At 69.9% G+C, this 21,225-nt stretch carries 1 protein-coding gene; it reads left to right on the top strand.

Annotated elements, in window-relative coordinates:
* Window positions 1–25 precede the first annotated feature (25 nt).
* A complete protein-coding gene (locus tag ACIOGZ_RS06225; RefSeq protein WP_400985057.1) occupies window positions 26–21,217 on the top strand; it encodes a hypothetical protein in 21,192 nt (7,063 codons plus the stop codon).
* Window positions 21,218–21,225 lie beyond the last annotated feature (8 nt).

Below are 21,225 nucleotides of genomic sequence, written 5' to 3'. Positions count from 1 at the left end.
CGACGAACGCCAGGAGTACGCCCCCGTGTCGATCATGCTTCCCCCGGCCCTGGCCAAGCTGTTCGGGTTCGTGACCGGCATGAAGTGGCCCGAGGCCAACGAGGACCGGCTGCGCACGGCCGGTGACGACTACCTGGAGATCTACAAGAAGGTCCCCGAACTCCGCTCCTACCTGCTGGAGTTGGTGAACTACGTCAAGGAGGAGTTCGAGGGCGAGGCGGCCGACCGGTTCGTCCAGCAGATGGGGCAGCTGATCGGCGCCGACGGCGGCACCGACTACGTGACGGCCTCCGGGGATTCGGCGAAGGAACTCGGCGACTACGCCCACAAGACCGCCAACCAGGTCGAGTACGCCAAGTGGATGATCATCGCCCAGCTGGTCCAGCTGGCCGCGCAGATCGCCTGGGCCATCGCCAACATCCCGCTCACCTTCGGGGCTTCGCTGGCCACCATCTTCGCCGCCGAGGTGGCGACCAGGGAGCTGGTCAAGCAGGTCTTCATCTGGCTGTTCAAGCAGATCGCCCTGCACGAGTTCCTGAACATCACCACCTCCATGATCATGGACGGGATCATCCAGGGCATCCAGATCGGCCAGGGCCACAAGGACCACTGGGAGAAGGACACCTTCCTCCAGGCGATCGAGTTCGGCGCGATCAACGGCCTGCTCACCGGCCCGCTGGAACTGTTCACCTTCGGTTTCGGCAAGCTCTTCGGGAAGATGTTCGGCGGCGGCATCGGCAAGGAGCTGCAGAACAACCTCAAGAACCTGGCCGGCGCCGAGTTGAAGACCGCGGCAGACCTCGCCAAGGGCGCGGGCCGCTCGCTGGAGAACGCGGGGCTCAACACCCTCAAGAAGACCGGCGAGGGCGGGCTGGCGGGCCTCGGCAAGACCGGGGTGAAGGACGGCCTCAAGGGCGCGGCGGAGGGTGCGGCCAAGACCACGGCCAAGGACGCGGTCGAGGGTGCGACGAAGACCACGGCCAAGGGTGCGGCGGAGGGTGCGGCCAAGACCACGGCGAAGGACGCCGTGGAGGGTGCGACGAAGACGACGGCCAAGGGTGCGGCCAAGACCGCAGGCAAGGACGCGGCCAAGGGCGCGGCGGAGGGTGCGGCCAAGACCACGGCCAAGGACGCCGTGGAGGGTGCGGCCAAGACCGCAGGCAAGGACGCGGCGGAGGACGCGGTCAAGGCCGCCGAGAAGAAGCTGTCCAACGTCGAGAAGTTCACCCAGGAGATGGGCAAGTCCTTCGAGGAGCAGCTCGGGAGCCTGGGCATCTCCAAGGACCTGGCGAACGAGGCCGGGCGGAAGGTCGCCGAGACGATCGCCGGCAGCGGCGCCCGCTACGCCGTGGACCTCGGGACCGTCCGCAAGCTCCTGGACGCGGCGGTCAAGGACGCCGGCAAGGGCGGCGAGCACCAGGCCGTCAAGGACCTCGCGGACCGGACGCTCCACCTGATGGACGGTCTGCGGCCGCAGACCGGACTGCAGATGCTCTACAAGTTCGGCGAGGGCATCGGCGGCTACCTCAAGGGCGGCGTCCAGAACATCCTGACCGAGGGCACCTACAACTCGATCTTCGGCGACGGCTCGTTCTCGGTCACCGCCGAGACCTTCTTCGCTGGCGTCGCCATGGGCGCGATCGGCCACGCCGGGCACACCCTCACCGGCCCGGCCCGGCTCCGCTTCCAGGACAAGATCCGCGCGTGGGACGAGGAGTCCAGGAACACCAGCGACGCCACGTACTACGGCCTGGGGCATCCGCGGACCCTGCTGGCCATCGCGTCCACGCTGATGGGGCACCCGACCTCGCTGCTGATCCCCCGGCCGGAGGGGCCCAAGGCCCGCGAGGCGCGGCTGGCGGCGGAGGGGAACTTCGAGCACGCCACCCAGCCGAAGGACTTGCCCACCAGTTCCGACGGCTCCAAGTCGCAGCCGTCCACGACGGGGGAGCGGCAGACCAAGGACGCTCCGACCAAGACGGAGGCCAAGGCCCCCGAGGAGACGTCGAACAAGCCCGAGCCGCCGGCCAAGGTACCGACGTCCGGCGGCGGCTCGCACGAGCAGGGGCAGAAGTCGACGCAGCAACCCCCGGCGCACGAGACGGTGCCCGCGCCCGCCACGACGTCCGAATCCAACGTCCTCGCCCCCGCCCACGTCCCGGTGACCGGCGGGCACGAGCAGCCGAACCCCCGGGAGCAGCAGAACCCCCGGGGGAACGAGAACACCCGCGACAACGAGAACCCCCGGGAGAACGAGAACCCCCGGGAGAACCCGAAGACCCCCGAGCAGCAGAACCCCCGGGGGAGCCAGAGCGCCCACGAGAACCAGAAGACCCCCGAGCAGCAGAGCGCCCACGAGAACCAGAAGACCCCCGAGCAGCAGAACACCCACGAGAACCAGAACACCCACGCCCGCAACGAGGAACTGCAGTACCTGGAGGTCGACGAGTCCAACGCCCCGAAGGAGCACGGCCACCACCTGCCGTCCGCCGGCCCGGAGCGGCAGCCCGGCTGGGTGCTCGGTGACAGGCCGTCCCAGGAGACGTTGAAGGCCCTGGAGCGCCTGCCCCTCGACCCGTCCCGCTTCGCCCTGGTGATCCACACCAACGAGCACGGGATGCCGATGCACAACGGCCGCGAGCTGTCGGTGGAGAAGCTGGCCTCCGTCGTGCGCGGGCTCGCCCAGACCGGGCACCTCGGCGGGGACCGGCGCACGATCGAGTTCGTCGCCTGCGACCTGAACGGGCCGCTCAACTCCCGGTACGTCCAGGAGGTGATGGAGCACGTCTGGGCGGACCCGAAGCTCGCCGACGTCAAGGCGGTGGCGGCCGACGGCCCGGTCTGGGTGGTGCCGGGGTTCGACTCCCCGACCGCGATGAAGGAGGGCCCCGGTACGGGCCACGTCGTGGTCGCCGCGAAGGTCGGCTTCGGCCGGGACGGCAAGCCGGTCGTCGAGGGCGGCGGGAACTGGTACGAGTACGTCAACCCCGCGTCCGAGGAAGGCCGGGCGCGCGTCGAGGCCGGCGAGCCGCTGGTGCGCTCGTACCCCTCGCCGCTGCCCGAGCACTACACGTCGGGGCCCAAGCACACGGACATGGCGGAGGCCGCGGTCTTCGGCGACGCGGCGAAATCCGCGCAGGAGCACGGACAGCCGGCCCCAGGACAGGAACCGCCACCGGCCTACCACTACACCGACGCGCCCGAACACGTCCGCGCCGACGAGGACGGCCGGCGCGAGGAGCAGTGGCGCCAGGCCCAGCGGGACCTCCAGGACGCCTACGACGCCAAGCTCGCCGAGGCGGCCGACAAGCTGCGCCAGGACCCGGACGGCAGCGGCCACGTCCATGACGCGCAGGCCGAGGAACTGCTCCGCGAGTCCTTCACCGAGGGGCCCGTCCGCTTCCCCGACGACGCGCCGCCGGGCCTGCCCACGGCGGTGTGGAAGCGCGCCAAGGACCTGATGTACCAGGAGCTGACGGCCCGGCCGCAGGACCGCGAGCAGATCCTCGACGGCCTCGACGGCCTCACCCACCTCGCCGCGGTCCGCGAGGCGGCCGTCCGGGTGGCGATGGAGCGCTTCGACCGGACGGTGACCGAGTGGAGCGCCCCGCCGCGCGCCCTCGGCGACGGCCCCGTCACGGTTTCGCACGCCGACCTCCCGGCGGTGACCCGGGACCTGATCCGCAGCGAGGCGCGGGGCGGCTTCAGCGCCCGGGCCGAGGCCGAGGTGGCCCGGATCTACGCCCGCCCGGAGGACCTCACCGGCGCGGGCAACGCGCAGGCCCAGCACGCCCTGAACCGGCTCACCGAGCACCTGCGCGGCGAGCTCGACTTCCGCGCCGACCACGAGACCGCGCTCGCCCAGGCGGAGCACCTGGTCGAGCGGGCCACCGCCGACTGGTACGACCGCCTCTCCCCGGCCGACCGGGAGCTGCTCGCCGCCGCCGGGGTGACGGAGCGCCCCGAGCTGTCACCCGACAGCGTGACCCTGATCAGGGAACAGCTGCGGGACCGCCTCGGCACCGACTTCGAGGAGGTCGCCGGCCCCGTCGACACGGCCGCCGGACCGCGCCGCGAGCGTACCCAGGCCGCGGACCTCTTCGGCCTGGCGCTGGCCGGCCGCGCCCAGGGCCTGCCGCACGAGTTCGCCGTCCAGGCGGTCCGCGAGGCGGCGATCCGGCGCGCCGCCACGGAGGCGGAGAAGGCGACCGAATCCTGGAACACGGACGCCGGCGCCGAGCGCAAGGACCGGGCCACCGCCTTCGGGGCGACCGAGCACGACGTCCAGCAGGCCCGTGGCACCGTCACCCGCGAACTGGCCCGGGACGTCGACCGGCTGGTCGCCGACCACCTCAACCGGAACACCGAGGACACCGAGGCGTTCGGGCGGGAGCTCGACGAGCTCACCGGCACCGGCGCCGTCCACGACCGGCTCACCCACCAGGCCGCCCGCCTCGCGGCCCGCCGCGCCGCCGAGGAGGCCGCCGAGAAGGCCGCCCAGGAGCACGGCGGCCTCACCGGGCACGGCATCGGCCGCCTGAAGGAGGGGCACAGCGGCCGGATCGCCTCGGCCTTCGACGAGGTGTTCGGCAAGCCCGAGGACCTGAAGGTCCGCCAGGAGGAGTGGGACGCACGGCACCGGGAACTCACCGAGGAGCTGGCCGAGCACGCCGCCTTCGAGGCCGAGGCCGCGCCCGCCCTGCACGACGCCGCGGCGGGGTTCGAGGACCGGGCGGCGCCGCACGTCCTCACCGACGACGTGATCGCCTTCCTCAAGCGCGAGTACGGCGACGAGTTCTTCGAGCGGTACCGCGAACTGTGGAAGCTCGCCCACCTGGACGCGGCCGGCTGGCGCGCCCACGAACGCGGCCACGAGGACGCCTTCGCCCGCCGCCGGGAGGAGGAGGCCGCGGCCGCCGAGGAGCAGCTCGCGCTGGTCCGGACGACCGCTCGCCCCGACACCCCGGAGGGGGCGGGCCACCACACGGATTTGCGCGAGACGGATTTGCGCGAGACGGATTCGCACGAACGCCCTCGGCAGGACGACCTCCCCGAGTCCATCGAGACGGCGCTGACCGGCGCCACCACCCGGCCCGAGGAGCAGCCCGCACCGTCGCACACCGAGGCCCCGTCCGACCTCACGCTGCGGCCCCGGCCCGACGGCGAGGCGGTCGTCCACACCTCCGACGAGACGGTGGTCGTGCATGAGTCCGTGGAGTCGCCGGTGTCGGCGCCGCGGATGGTGGTGGATCGGACGCCGCGTTTCGTGGTGCAGTCGTCGTTCGAGGCGCGTCGGTTCGATCATGAGGGTCCGGTGACGGATCTGACGGTGCGGATCGATTTCGTCGAGGGTGGTCGGGGTCACAACACGGCTCTGGTGTGGGACAAGGTCGTTCGGGGTGTGGAGGAGTACCTCAACGCGCCTGGTTACCGGTTGGCCAATGGTGACCGGATGCATGTCACGGTGTTGCCGGCCAGGCTGGGTGAGCGGGCGCATCTGACGGTCGACCTGGTTTCGCGGGGCCGGGAGATGGACCAGAAGTCCTGGTGGCTGGACGCGGATCCGATCGACTACGCGCACGAGTTGGGCCACCAGATCGGTCTGCGGGACGAGTACCGGGCTTCGGGTCTGTCTCATCGTCCTGCGGTCGAGGGGAGTCTGCTGGGTGACCACCGGGCTCCGGCGCCGGAGGGGTTGCGGCAGGGTGGTCTGCGGGAGCGGCACTTGCAGCTGATCTCGTCGGTGGTGGGGCACCTGGACCCGGCTGCTACGCATGGCCGGACCTGGGATGAGGCCTGGTCGTTGGCGGCGGTGCATGACCGTGAGCATGTCTGGGTGGACCCGGTGTCGGCTCCGCTCGGGATCGGCTCGCACGAGGGTGGCCCGCTCGACGTCGCGCCGAGGGCGAACATCCATGAGGACAACCTGCCGGCGGAGCACAAGCGGCTCATCAAGCAGCCGGGCTATTCGTCCGGTGACCAGTTCGGGATCTCGGTCGCGCTGCTGAACGACCCGAATCTGCATGTTCTGATCGCGCGGGGGCCGCGGACGGCGGAGGGTCATGCCGTCAATCCCAAGGACAAGTCCCAGGAGATCGAGGCCTTCTACCGTTCCATCGGGATCTCCGACGACCGTATCCACACCGTGGACGTACCGAGCATGGAAACGAGTCATCTCTACGCGGTGATGGACGCGGAGGCTCATCGCATCGTGGCCGAGGACTGGGAGGTCCTCTCCGAGCAGGACCAGGAGGCGGTGGTCAAGAGCGTCACGTTCGGTACCGACAAGGTCGCCAAGGTGTTCTCGGAAACCCTGCGCGAGACCGTCCGTGACGCCTGGAAGATGGACCCCGCGCGCGACCAGCAGGTCGCGGGCTGGCTGGGGGAGCGTGGGATCACGCTTCCTGCCGAGGGTGCGAAGGTCCTGGTGCTGTGGTCCCGTTTCACCGGCAAGGTGACCCAGTGGGCCGACCTGGGTGGCCGGATGGAGCACGACACGAGCTTCCAGGGCGTGCGGCAGATCCTGCGGGAGGTCGCCCGTGAGCAGGGCATGGTGCTCATCACCGGTGACCCGCACCCTTCTCGGCAGAACAAGTGGAACGAGTTGGTCGCGGAGATGCGCGCGGAGCTCGGGATCGACACCATCCACCACATCACCGGCTTCTGGAAGGACGGCGGACCGGACCCCTCGGTCTGGACGGAGAACCTCAGGACCGGGCAGTTGAGGCTGTACGACTTCCTGGACCGCCACTACGACATGAACCACCTGGGGACCCGCTCCGGAAACCTGGAAGCCGCCGCGCTGCTCGGCCACAAGGTCACGTACCTGGAGGAGAAGGGCTCCAGCGGACGGGAGCGGATGGAGAAGTGGCACGAGCAGGACGCAGGCAAGACCAAGGCCGGAGGCATGGCGCCGGGCTACGAGCGTGTGGTGATCCCCACCCCGCCCACCGCGTCCGGCCGGTTCACCGTCCCGTTCGATCAGAAGCACGGCGGCCGCCTGGCGGCGGGTGAACGAGACAACGGTCTTGCGCCGGTGGGCAAGGGCAATGGCCACCAGCCGCTGGGCATGGTCGACCACGGGTTCCAGCCGCCGGGTGGGACCGTCCTGTGGCGCAAGCCCGCGGCGGTCTACGGCAAGGAACGCGGCTTCGGCTTCGAGGCACTGGCCAAGATCCGGGAGCAGTTGGGGTTGTCAGGTGACCGGCCGCTCGACGCCGGGCAGTTCGCCGCCGACCGTGCCCAGCACCTGCAACGCCGGTACGACAAGCTGCGCGGCGACATCGTGACGTACTCGGGCGGCGGACCGGAGGTGGAGAAGTACCTGGACACGTTCGACGAGGTCTTCCACGCCGACAGGCCGCGGTACGCCGAGAGCGCCCCGTGGCAGGTGTACCGGAGGATGGCCGAGGAGGGGCTGCCCTTGCTGCCCGAACTCTGGACGTACCACCGCAGCCTCCGCGACCGCTCGGACCTCTACCAGCTGGGCTACCAGATCCACGAGGTGCCCCGCGACGGCGACTGTCTCTACCACTCCGTCAACCACCAGCTGGGGACGGCCGTCAGCCCGCAGGCAGTGACGACGCTGCGCAACCGCGTCACGAGGTGGATCAGCCAGAACCGTGACCTGGTCACCGTCTTCGCGACCGAGCGCGGGTCGACCTTCAGCGACCTGGCCTGGATGGCCAAGACCAGGGGGTGGTGGGCCGGGTCCAACGGGGACCTGATCCCGACGATCGTCGCCTCGGCCCTGGGGGTGCGGCTGCACATCTTCGACGGGGTCAACTGGCACTCCTTGGCGCCGGTACCCGGTGCCCCCGAGGGCAACAGGGATGTGTCCCTGTTCCTCTCCGAGAGCCACTACTCCCCGCTGAGTCCTGTCCCCGCTCCGGAAGAGGCACCGGCTGCCGCCAGCACCCAGGAGGGCGATGGGGCCCCGAAGCGGCCGCTTGAGCACAACAGTGACTCGGAGCCGGAGGATTCGGCGGAGAAGAGGCTTCGGCCGGCGCCTTCGGGGGTGTCGGAGGAGTCGGTGGTGGTGAATCCGCTGGCGGTGGAGCACGGTGGTGGTATGCCGGTTCCGGGGCCGTTGCATGAGCGGGTGCAGGCGTTGGAGCACCTCGGCCCGGAGGCCCGGCGGGAGCTCGCGGCCGATACCGCTTTTGTGGAGAGCCTGCGGTCGGAGTTGTCGGCGGAGGACTTCGCGCAGGCGGCGGCGCGGTTGGTGATCGACGTCGATCCCCGTGTGCATCAGCCGGTTGCTTCGCGGCGTGAGGCTGAGTTGCAGGTCGCGCGGATGTTGCAGGACAAGGAGGTCGCGGCCAGGCTGGTGGCGGCTGGTGTGCGCGTGGTGGTGGTGCCGCGTGATGTGCCGTTGACCGGTGTTGCGGGTTTCGAGCGGCTTCGCGGTGTCCTGGTCGATGGTGAGGCGGGCAACGGGCGCAGTGTTGACCAGTTGCGGGGGGCGAACGACGAGCTTGTGGTGGCGATCCCCGAGGAGAACCTGCTCGGTGAGCGGACGACGGTCGGTCCGCATGCCACGCAGCCGGAGGGGTATTCCTCGGCGACTCATGAACTTGCGCACGCGGTCCTGGAGTTCGGGCTGAGTCGTGAGCAGAGGGCGCTGGTCGAGGAGGTGTACCGGGGCAAGCGTCTCGCCGACGGTCTGGCCGATCTGTTCGGTGACGAGTCCGTGACGGTCTGGCCCGATGGATCGCGGCGCAATGCTGCGGGTGAGTTGGTCGGCAACTATTCGTCGGCGGATGTGCATGAGTTCTTCGCTCAGTTGAGCAACACGTATCTCGGGACGAATCACGGGAACGATCCGCAGACCGGGAAGCCTCGCAATAACGGTGTCGACTGGGTCCGTGAGAACGAGCCGGAGCTGCTGCCGCTGCTGGAGCACCTTTACGGCACCGACCCGCAGTCCGTCCAGGCGCGGCCCTCGAATCAGGTCAGCCGGGCCCGGGCCGAGGAGGAGATGTACGAGGGCTTCCGTGAGTTCATGGAAGCGACCGGAGAGGAGCGGCACACCGTCTCCCACGAGGAGTCCATGCCGCAGGAATCGGTGGTTGTCCACGAGTCCGTGGAGTCGCCGGTGTCGGCGCCGCGGATGGTGCTGGATCGGACGCCGCGTTTCGTGGTTCATTCCTCGTTCGAGGCGCGTCGGTTCGATCACGAGGGTCCGGTGACTGATCTGACGGTGCGGATCGATTTCGTCGAGGGTGGTCGGGGGCACAACACCGCTCTGGTGTGGGACAAGGTCGTTCAGGGTGTGGAGGAGTATCTCAACGCGCCCGGTTACCGGTTGGCCAATGGCGACCGGATGCATGTGACGGTGTTGCCTGCCAGGCTGGGTGAGCGGGCGCATCTGACGGTGGACCTGGTTTCGCGGGGCCGGGAGATGGATCAGAGGTCCTGGTGGCTGGACGCGGATCCGATCGACTACGCGCACGAGTTGGGCCACCAGATCGGTCTGCGGGACGAGTACCGGGCTTCGGGTCTGTCTCATCGTCCTGCGGTCGAGGGGAGTCTGCTGGGTGATCACCGGGCTCCGGCGCCGGGTGGTCTGGGGCAGGGTGGTCTGCGGGAGCGGCACTTGCAGCTGATCTCGTCCGTGGTGGGGCACCTCGACCCGGCTCCCACGCATGGTCGGACCTGGGATGAGGCGCGGGAGTTGGCGTCGCCGCATGACCGTGAGCATGTCTGGGTGGACCCGGTTTCGGCCCCGCACGGGACCGGTTCGCACGAGGGCGGCCCGTTGGACGTCGCTCCGAGGGCGAACATCCACGAGGACAACCTGCCGCCGGAGCACCGGCGGTTGGTCAAGCAGCCGGGTTACTCCTCCGGTGACCAGTTCGGTATCTCGGTGGCGCTGCTGAACGATTCGAACCTGCACGTCCTGATCGCGCGGGGGCCGCGCACGGCGGAGGGCCACGCCGTCAACCCCAAGGACAAGTCCCTGGAGATCGAGGCCTTCTACCGCTCCATCGGGATCGACGGGGATCGCATCCACACCGTGGAGGTGCCGACCATGGAGACGGGCCGCCTCTACGAGGTGATGGACGCGGAGGCCCGCCGCATCGTGGCCGAGGACTGGGAGGTGCTTTCCGAGCAGGACCAGGAGGCGGTGGTCAAGAGCGTCACGTTCGGTACTGACAAGGTCGCCAAGGTGTTCTCGGACGAACTGCGCCAGACCGTCCGCGACGCCTGGAAGATGACTCCTGCGCACGATCAGCGGATCGCCGACTGGCTGACGGGCCGTGGGATCACGCTGCCTGCCCGGGGTTCGAAGGTCTTGGTGCTCTGGTCCCGTTTCACCGGCAAGGCCACGCAGTGGGCCGACCTGGGCGGCCGGATGGAGCACGACACCAGTTTCCAAGGCGTGCGGCAGATCCTGCGGGAGGTCGCCCGTGAGCAGGGCATGGTGCTCATCACCGGTGACCCCCATCCTTCTCGGCAGAACAAGTGGAACGAGCTGGTCGCGGAGATGCGCGAGGAGCTCGGGATCGACACCATCCACCACGTCACCGGCTTCTGGAAGGACGGTGGATCGGACCCGTCCGTCTGGACGGAGAACCTCAGGACCGGCCAGTTGAGGCTGTACGACTTCCTGAATCGCCAGTACGACATGAACCACCTCGGGGCCCGTTCCGGCAACCTGGAAGCCGCCGCACTGCTCGGCCACAAGGTCGCGTACCTGGAGGAGAAGGGCTCCAGCGGACGGGAGCGGATGGAGAAGTGGCACGCAAACGACGTGGGGGAGACTGGATTCGGAGGCAAGGCGCCGGGCTACGAGCGGGTGGTGATCCCGACCCCGCCCACCGCGTCCGGCCGGTACACCATCCCGTACGACGAGAAGCACGGCGCCTCCAAGCAGTCGGGGGCGGGCGGTAAGGGCAAGGAGAAGAAGCAGTCGGGTGGGGGCGGCAAGGGCAACCAGCCGCAGGCCAAGCCCAACCACGGTTTCCACCTGAGGGGCGACATCCTCCGGTGGCGCAAGCCCGTCGACGTCTACGGCCAGGAACGCGGCTTCGGGTACGACGCTGTGGCCAAGATCCGGGAGCAGCTGGGGCTTTCGGGTGACCGGCCGCTCGACGCCGGGCAGTTCGCCGCCAACCGCGTCCAGCACCTGCGGAACCGGTACGGCAAGCTGCGCCAGGAGGTCGTGACGGCCTCGGGCGGCGGACGGGCGGTGGAGGATTACCTGGGCAAGTTCGACGAGGTCTTCGCCGACGGGCCGCGGTACGCCGACAACCCCCCGTGGCAGGTGTACCGGAGGATGGCCGAGGAGGGGCTGCCCCTGTTGCCCGAACTGCAGTCGTACCACCGCAGCCTCCACGACGGCGCGTACCTGTACGAGATGGGCTACCAGATCCACGAGGTGCCCCGCGACGGGGACTGTCTCTACCACTCCGTCAACCACGTTATGGGCACGGCCGTCAGCCCTCAGAACGCGGCGATGCTGCGCAACCGCGTCTCCAGGTGGATCGGCCACAACATGGAGCTGGTCACCGCATTCGCGCAGACGCACGGGGCGAAGCCCGATGATCTCGGCTGGATGGTCAAGACGAGGGGGTGGTGGGCCGGGTCGAACGGTGATCTGATCCCGTCGATCGTCGCCTCGGCTCTGGGGGTGCGGCTGCACATCTTCGACGGGGTCAACTGGCACTCCTTGGCGCCGGTACCCGGTGCCCCCGAGGGCAACAGGGACGTCTCCCTGTTCCTCTCCGACAGTCACTACTCCCCGCTGAGCCCTGTCCCCGCTCCGGAAGGGGTACCGGCTGCCGCCAGCACCCAGGAGGGCGATGGGGCTCCGAAGCGGCCGCTTGAGCACAACAGTGACTCGGAGCCGGAGGATTCGGCGGAGAAGAGGCTTCGGCCGGCGCCTTCGGGGGTGTCGGAGGGTTCCGTCATGGTGAATCCGCTGGCGGTGGAGCACGGTGGTGGTATGCCGGTTCCGGGGCCGTTGCATGAGCGGGTGCAGGCGTTGGAGCACCTCGGTCCGGAGGCCCGGCGGGAGCTCGCGGCCGATACCGCTTTTGTGGAGAGTCTGCGGTCGGAGTTGTCGACGGAGGACTTCGCGCAGGCGGCGGCGCGGTTGGTGATCGACGTCGATCCCCGTGTGCATCAGCCGGTTGCTTCGCGGCGTGAGGCTGAGTTGCAGGTCGCGCGGATGTTGCAGGACAAGGAGGTTGCGGCCAGGCTGGTGGCGGCTGGTGTGCGCGTGGTGGTGGTGCCGCGTGATGTGCCGTTGACCGGGGTGGCGGGTTTCGAGAAGCTTCGCGCGCTGGTGGCCGGCGGTGAGGCGGGCAACGGGCGCGGCGTCGAGCAGTTGCGGGGGGCGAACGACGAGCTTGTGGTGGCGATCCCCGAGGAGAACCTGCTCGGTGAGCGGACGTCGGTGGGGCCGCACACTACGCAGCCGGAGGGGTATTCCTCGGCGACTCATGAACTCGCGCACGCGATCATGGAGTTCGGGCTGAGTCGTGAGCAGAGGGCGCTGGTCGAGGAGGTGTACCGGGGCAAGCGTCTCGCCGACGGTCTGGCCGATCTGTTCGGTGAGGAGTCCGTGACGGTCTGGCCCGATGGATCGCGGCGCAATGCTGCGGGTGAGCTGGTCGGCAACTACTCCTCGGCCGATGTCCACGAGTTCTTCGCTCAGCTGAGCAACACGTATCTCGGGACGAACCACGGGAACGATCCGCAGACCGGGAAGCCTCGCAACAACGGTGTCGACTGGGTCCGTGAGAACGAGCCGGAGCTGCTGCCGCTGCTGGAACACCTCTACGGCACCGACCCGCAGTCCGTTCAGGCGCGGCCCTCGAATCAGGTCAGCCGGGCCCGGGCCGAGGAGGAGATGTTCGAGGGTCTCCGGGAGTTCATGGACGGGAGGGCCGAGGAGCAGCGCGTAGAGGAGATGTTCGAGGGTCTCCGGGAGTTCATGGACGGGAGGGCCGAGGAGCAGCGCGTAGAGGAGATGTTCCAGGGCTTCCGGGAGTTCATGGACGGAAGGGGCGAGGAACAGCACATCGTCGTGCCCGAGGAGACGGCGGTCGTGTCGCAGGACACCTCCCACGTCGTCTCCGAGACCGAGTCGGTAGAGCAGGCCGTCGACCACACCGTCTCCCACGACGAGTCCACCACGCAGGAATCGGTGGTCGCCGAAGAGAGCGGCCTGCCGCTGACCACGGACGATGAGGGGGCTGCGCTCCAGCAGACCTCCTCGCACACCGAGGAGACCACCGAGGAGACCACTGAGGGGATCACTGAGGGGATCACTGAGGGGATCACCGAAGAGTCGCTGACGGTGGCGAACTCCCATGAGGTCACGCAGAGCTCGCAGCAGCAGCAGGATCAACAGCAACAGCAACAGCAGCTGGAGCAACAACAGCAGCAAGAGGTGCAGCCTCCGCCGCCGCCCGCCCCGCTACCGCCGTCCCGTGTCGGCGAGCGCGGGTTGGCCGCGTACGACGTCCTGGTCGCTCTGAACCACGACGACGTGCGGATTCTGAACCAGCTCACCGACCGGTTCGCCGAGGCGCTGCACGGGGACCGGGATGCCGCGCGGACGCTGGCGAACAGCCTGTTCGGCGGCGAGGTGCTGCGGCCGACGGTGTCCGCGTTGTCCCGGGGCGATGTCCGGGAGGTGGACTTCCAGGCGGGCCAGTGGTCCGGCACGGTCCGGATCACGGGTGGCGCGGGGGACGGCACGTACGTCGAGACGGTGTCCGGCTTCGAGTTCGAGTACGGCTCGGAGCAGCAGAGCATGATCGGCGTCACCTCCGACGGGTTGACGCAGGCCAACCTCGGTGTGCAGTTCAAGGCGAAGTTCGGCAGCTCGGGGGATCTCACCGAGACGCTCGGCTATCAGCACGGCTGGCTGCACGGCAGTGCCACCGCCGAGGCCAGCAGGACACTGGCCCGGGGTAAGACCGTCGAGCCGGCGGCGCTGTTCGACACGCCGTTCAACGTGCGGGTGGAGTTCCTGGACGCCCGCCTCCAGGGCGCACCGGGGCCGTGGAAGGTGCCGCAGCCGATCGACCTCGGTTTCACCGGGCGGGTCGCCGTGCCGGTGCGGGAGACCGCGAACGCGCCGCAGGTGCCCCAGGCCCACTACACGGTGCCGCGGGAGACCGCCGAGAACCTGCGGCTGGCCGGCTCGCACATCGTGACCGACGTCTGGACGACCGCCCGCCCGCCGGCGCCCGTGCCGAACGCCGCGGGCGACATCGAGCTCGCCCCGGTGAACCAGCCCGTCGCGCCGGCCGGGCACGGCGCGGCGGCCCTGGCCACGTTCGTGGCGGGCTTCGAGGGCCAGGCCGAGCAGTACTTCGAAGGGCGCTGGCCCGCCCTCAAGCGCAGGCTGCTGGAGGAACTCGACCTCGGCACCCTGCACCAGGAGCTGAAGGGGGTGATGTCCGGCCAGAAGCTGACCATCGTCGACGACAGCCTGACCGGGCCCGCCGCGGTGATCACCATCGGCGGCGGGACCGTCTCCCGGATGCAGCAGGTCCACACCCTGCCGAGCACCGAGTTCAACATCGCCACCGCGACGACCCGTTCGCACGTCGAGCAGAAGACCGGCAGCAAGGACTGGCAGACGCTGCCGTCCTCGGTCGGCAACTGGATCGCCAAGAACGGCGGTGCCGGGGGCGGGCTGGGCGGCCGGGCCGGCCGGGACGACGTCGAGCTCCACGGCTCCGGTGACGACCTGGGGCTCGGCACCAAGGTCAAGAACCCGGCGGTGCTCTTCGAGGGGGCGGCCGACCTGACCGTCACCTTCGGCTGGCGGAGCAGGCTGGCCCAGCCCGCCGACCAGGACGCCCACGTCGATCTGGGTTTCCGGGTGGTGATCGACCAGGCCGAGGCGACCCTCGTCACCCCGGTCGAGGAGGTCGTGCCCGGCACGCAGCCGCCCGTGTTCACCGCTGCTCAGCAGCTCACGCCCCCCGAGCACGCCCACGCGGTGGGAGACGAAGTCCTGGCCCCCCGAGACGAGTTCTGGCAGGGGCTGCCCGACACCGCCACCGTCCGGGACCTGCGCAGCGTCGCCCCGCTGCACGCCGAACTCGACCGGATCGGCCGGGAGGTGTTCGGCGGCGAGCAGGGCTGGTCGGCGGTGCGCGAGGACATCCTGCAGGCCTACTCGCATGCCGCCGTCAGCGCCCACCTGGTCGGGATGTCGCGCGGATCCGAACTGCGCGGTCCCGAGGTCACCCTCGGCCCGTTGGAGAAGATGCACGTCTCCGTCACGGCCCGGGTCACCCGGATCGACCACGTGCGGCCCCAGAGCAACGCCGAGCTCAACCCGATCCGCGAGAGCAGCACCTTCGACTCGTCGCGTCACCTGCGCTCCGACACGAAGACCGTGCAGGGCCAGGGCGGCGGCAAGGGTCCGGTGCACACCCGGGAGGTGCTGGACGCCGCGGGCAAGCCCTTCAAGGACACCATGCAGGGCAACGTCACGGCCTCCGTGGAGTCGCGGGTCCGCGACGGGTGGCGCGGCGGGGAGTCCAGCAAGAGCTACGCGAACGGCAAGTACGGCAGTGCGCAGGAGCTGTTCCGGACGGAGATCACCCTGGACGTGACGGTCAACGGGGAGCATCGCGGGTCGGTCCCGCTCTCCGCCGAACTGAGCCTGGAGCAGGTGCACACGGCGCTGCGCCAGGTCGGCGAGCACGACCGGAACGGCTTCACGGCTCCCTCGGCCCCGCACCAGGAGGTCGCGGAGCAGGTGGCCACGCAGCGGACGGTCACCCGGCTCGGCCAGTCCGACGTGGTGCTGAGCCTCGGCAGGGGCGACACCGCCGTGCTGAGGCAGATCAGGGAGACGCTCGAACGGCAGTCCGGCCACCCGGTGCCCGAGCGCGTCCTGGCGCGGCTCGCCAGGGCGGTCGACCCGTACGGCCTCAAGGCCGCGCTGTCCCGGCTGAGCCGGGGCGAGCGGATCCGGATCCCGGTCGACCTCGACGGGTGGAAGGGAACGGTCGTGGTGGCGGCCGAGCTGATCAACCCCCGGCCGAGGGAGACGCTGGTCACCGGCTTCGAGTTCGAGGTCGGCAGCCAGCAGCGCACCACCACCGGCACCACCTCCGACCTGCGCACCCGGTTCCGGTTCCGGCTCAAGCTCGGGGGTTCCGTCCCGCACGTCGACCTCGCCGGGGAGGCCTCGCACACCCGGGACTTCGTCAAGGGGCTCTCGATCGACCGCACCGGCGGCACCAACAGCCGGGCCAAGGCCACGGAGTTGGCCCGACTGTCCGACTCCACCGCCGAGTTCACCGTCTCGTTCGAGCCGTCGAAGCGGTCGGCGAGGCTTGACGACCTGACCGTTCCGGTGTCGGCCGTGGTGGCCGCGCCGCACCGCACCATTGATCCGGCCGCGCCCGTGCGGCAACTGCCGAGCCACCGGCTCGGCTCCTCCGACGTCGTCACCGCCGTCTACCGGGGGCTGGGCCGGGAGGGGACGGTCCACGAGGTCGTCCAGGATCTGGGCCGCAGGGCCGCGGGCTTCCTGGGCAAGGACTGGCCCGGCATGCAGCGGAAGCTGCTCGCCGAGCTGGACTTCGACCGGCTGCACACCGACCTCAAGTCGGTGATGGCCGGCCACCCCATCGTGGTGAAGCACGGCCGCAGCCGGGCGTGGATCACCGCCGAGGTACGGGAACTGACCCCGACCGGTCCGGCACCGGTGGTCGAGTTCAACATCGGCCACGGCGCCCAGACCTCGCTCACCAGCGCCGACGGCGGGACCAACACCGGCGGCGGCCAGGGCACCGCGATCACCGGCAGCCTGCTGGCCACCACCGACGTGCTGGCCACGGGGGCGGCGTTCGTCGGCGGCGGCAGCGTCACCGGGGCGTGGGGCGTCGACCGGCTGGAGCACGGCAGTGCCAGCACCGCCAGCGGGACGGCCGTCAAGAGCAAGGTGACGGACGGCCGGTCCTACCGCGCGGACGTGGTGCTGAAGGTCGAGTTCGAGCGCAAGCCGGCGGTGAGCCTGGCCTCCCCGCACAAGATCCGCCCCAGCCGCGAGGCACGGGAGCAGATGTTCCGACGGCAGGACAGGGAGCGGCAGGACGCCGGCGGCAGCGCCGCCCCGTCCAAGTTCCAGGCCCTCAACCGGGAGCTGGTCAGGACCGGGGACCGCCTCGCCCGCGTCGGCCTGTACCGGCGGACGGTCGTCGAGACGCGGATCCACGCCGACGTGCTGCTGGAGTCCGGCCGGGGCGAGCCCGTCCGGCCGCCGCGCCCGGACGATCCCGACCGGCAGTTGCCCCCGATCCCCCCGGCCGTGCCGTCCGCGACGCAGGTCGTCCGGCGGCCGCCGGAATCGGTGTTCACCCACGGGGTGCACGAGACCGGCGTCGTGCGCTGGCTCGACGACACCTCCGGCGTGCGGGACCTGCTGACCGTGTTCGGTGAGCGCTTCTTCCGCGAGGGGACGTGGTCCTGGCTGGAGTCCGTCGCCCGGAACACCCACAGCCACGCGCAGTTGTCCGCCCTGTTCGGGTCGGTCGCCCGGGGCCGGGAGATCCTGCCGCCGTCGGAGGAGCACCCGAACGCCCCGCGCCGCGACGCGGTGGTGCAGGACGGCCGGACCATCGAGACCCCGTCGGCCGGCAAGCGCCTGTTCGTCGACGACGCCGGCATCAGCGCCACCATCTCGATCGTCCAGTTGGAGTACCACAGCGACAACCGGGTGGCCGCCTTCAGCCCGGCCAACGACTCCACCAGCGGCGGGCGGCACACCCGTCTCGACTGGCGGCGGTGGAACGTCCAGGGCCAGCTCGGCGCCAAGTTCGGCGCCAAGGGCGCCGCCGAGTTCACCACCGGCGTCGTCGGTGGGGGCGGCCACCGGTGGCGTGAGGGGCCGTCCGCAGGCTCCTCCGGGAAGACCGTGGCCAACGCCAAGATCCCCACCCCGGCCGCCCGCTACGTCGGCCAGGCCGAGGTCCAGCTGACCTTCCGGGACGGCGACCGGACCGAGACCGTGCAGGGCCTCGTCCCGATCGAGATGGAGATCCCGATCAGCGAGACCACCGTCGTCCAGTCGGTGAGCAACCACCGGGTGCTGTACTCGGTCCTGCACCCCGAGGGGCAGACGATCAGCCGCGGCTCCACCGCCGACGCCGTCGCCGAGACGCTCGCCACGCCCCTGCCCGGCCCCGCCAACGGGGTGCACTACCTCGCCGACCTGAACGAGCGGGGCACCCCCGCCGCGCAGGCTGTCCTGGAGGCGCTGAGCCACCTCCCGGCGGATCCCCGGTACTTCACCCTCGCCTACCACACCCTCCAGCACGACGGGGCGCCGACCTGGCTCGGCAGGGAGCTGAGCCCGGAGGAGATGGCGGGCGCGCTGCTGCGGCTGGCCGAAGGCGGCCAGTGGCAGGGCGAGCCGCTGCGCTTCCTCTCCTGCAACTCCGGTTACCGCCCTCCCGGCCCCGAGGGAAGCGCCGAGCGCCAGGCCTCCTACGCCGACAGGACCCTGCTCGCCCTCCACGAGGCGCTCGCGGCCCGCCGGGCCTTCGCCGAGGCCAACAACCTGCCCCTCAGCCCGGCGCTGGAGCGCCTCGGCCGCCCCGAGGCCTTCGCCGCCGGGGGCCTGGTCCACCTCACCGGCGGGGACCAGCCCCGCATGGTCGTCGCCGCGCGCGTCGGCTACACGGGGAACGGCCTCCCGAGGGTCGAGGGGGCCGGCGACTGGTACCACCTGGCGGTCACCGAGCACGGCACCGTCCAGTCCACCGCACATGGCCAGGAACTCCTGCGCCCGGACGAGGAGCCCGTCCCCCAGGCCACCGAGCACGACCCCATCGACCCGGACCAGCCGGTGCCGGTCGTCCTGGGCGACGTGGGCCAGGTCGGCGTCGGACATCTGGGCGATGAGGATCAGGTCGTCGCCGGGCATGCGGGCGATGAGGACCAGACCGCCGCCGGATCTTCGAGCAGCGACGGCGATTCCGTCTACTCGGTCCTGATGACCTTCGGCGTGACAGTGCCCCTGCCGGTGGCGGAGACCCCGGCCGCGCCGAGGCCCCCGGCCGAGTGGTCGGTTCAGCGCACCCGCGCCTTGGAGCTGCTCCAACCGCCGAAGCGGAACCGGATCGAGGGGGAGGTGTACGGCCCGACGGACGGCGGCGGCGCACCCGGGTCGAGGAGGCTGGAACGGCTGGCGTACGACTACGGCACCGGAGAAGCGGCCCGCACCGCGCTGGAGCTGCGGCTGCGTGATTCCGCCACCGTGGCCACGGTGGCGGTCACCCGGCCGGGCGGCTCCGCCGAGGTGTGGACCGTCCGCAGGAACACCGCGGAGGAGGGAGGTGGCCTGCACTGGGAGCTCAAGGAAGCACAGGAGAACGTGGAACAGTCCGCCAGCGCGGTCGTTCCCCCGTCGATCACGCCCGACACCCACCTGTGGGTGACGGCGTCCGGTGACCACGTATCGGCGGACGGTCTGAAGCTGCTTCCGAAGACGACTTACACCATCAGGGCGGAGAACTCCGGCGACATGTACCACATGCGCGCCGCCCTGGTCGCCTATCCGGACCGCGGCCTGGTGATCTGGAACGTCACCGAAGCCACCAAGGGCCAGGTCGAACAGATCATCAATCTGCATGACGACCTGATCCGATCGGGGCGCACGGTGGTGTACACGACCGAGACGCAACTGCCGAGCAAGTTCGGTCGCAACGAGACCGACGCGTCGGAGGATCTCGCCGCCTACCTCAAGCGGCCGCTCGTCGCCGACCATCTGAAACTGGTCAACAGTGCCGTGCCGTCCGCGACGAGGAACGCGGAGACCAAGGAGCAGGTGCAGGTGCAGGTGCAGGAGCTGACACGGGCCGTGGGCATGGTCGAGAAGCGCACCGCGAACTATCAGGATCCGACGGGCGAGGTGACGTTCCAGGACGCCCGGGTGACGGAGTTCGCCCGTGGCTACGGGCACTACACCCCGGAAGAGGGCGAGGCCTTCCGGCGGGACCTGGCGAATCCGGACTTCGGGGGCTTCGAGGAGGGGAAGAAGTACGTGCTCGTGGTGTACCGGGGCAGCGGTCACAGCGGCCGGGCCGGCGCCAACGCACCGGCCCTCGACACCGGTACGGAGGGCGTGGTGCAGATCATCGAGCAGGCCAAGGCGGCGCTCGGGGACGGTCACACGATCGTTCCGATGGGCGAGGAGCCCGCCGTCTGGGAGGGGCCGGCCCTGCGGGAGTACTGGAACTGGCCGTCGGTCGGGAACCGCCGCAAGGAGCTCGCGCTCCTCAAGTACCTCTCCGACACGTACGAGGTGGTCGGAGCGGTCGGCATGCGCAGCGGCGTGATGGACGAGCTCTCCTTCGCCGGAATCAAGATCGTCTCGATCGACATCAGCCCGCACCGCAACGAGGGCGACGGGCTGCCGAACCTCAAGCAGTCCAAGGGATGGACGCGCGGACTGAAGTTCGAGGAAGCCATGGGGCGGAACTACGGCCGGGCATTCATCACCGAGGCGAGGGCGAATGACCGGATGCTCGAAGGCGCGTTCCCCGGAAAGTTCCTGGGGGGCGATCCGAAGGTGATTCGAAGTGCGATCGAATTCTATCTGGGCCGTCACGAGAGGCCCATGGAAGTCGGGCACGAGTCCCACCCGCACCTGGCGGATCCCGTGCGCGTGGGCCTGGATCAGATGAAGGCCGTCGAGGAGATGACCGGCTTCGAACTGGCGAAGCAGACCCTGCCCTACCTGCGTGAATTCAACGAATTCAAGGAGCGCCTCGCTCCTGACGCGTGGGAGCAGGTGGAGGGGCAGCTGGCTCTGGCGGAGGACATGGCGCACGAGATCGAGTCGGCGGCCGCCAAGGTCTGCGCGACTGCCGTGCCGGAGTTCGGCGCCAACGGACTCAAGGCGCTCGGAGTCACCTGGATAGCCGACAACCACTGGAAGGTCCTGGCGGAGGACTACACCGGAACCATCGACAAGAAGGTCAGCAACGCCGCTTTCAAGGCGATCAGGGAGGGGCTGGAGGAGGCTCTCGCCGAGTACTTGACGAGGCAGGCCAACCCCGGGGTGGACGAGAAGACCATCAAACAAATGCGGAAGGGTTTCTGGACCCCGGAAGTCAAGGAAATGGTCCGGAAATTGACCGAGGACCAGCTGAAGAGGATCTACCAGATCTGCCGTGAGCAGTACAAGGCCCCGTCGGACGAAGACGGCGAGGCCCCGGCCGGATGATCCGGCCG

The sequence above is a fragment of the Kitasatospora sp. NPDC088160 genome, from assembly GCF_044741445.1.
GTDB lineage: Bacteria > Actinomycetota > Actinomycetes > Streptomycetales > Streptomycetaceae > Kitasatospora.
Note: the sequence above shows the minus strand (reverse complement) of the source record. Positions and strands in the feature narration are given on the sequence as shown.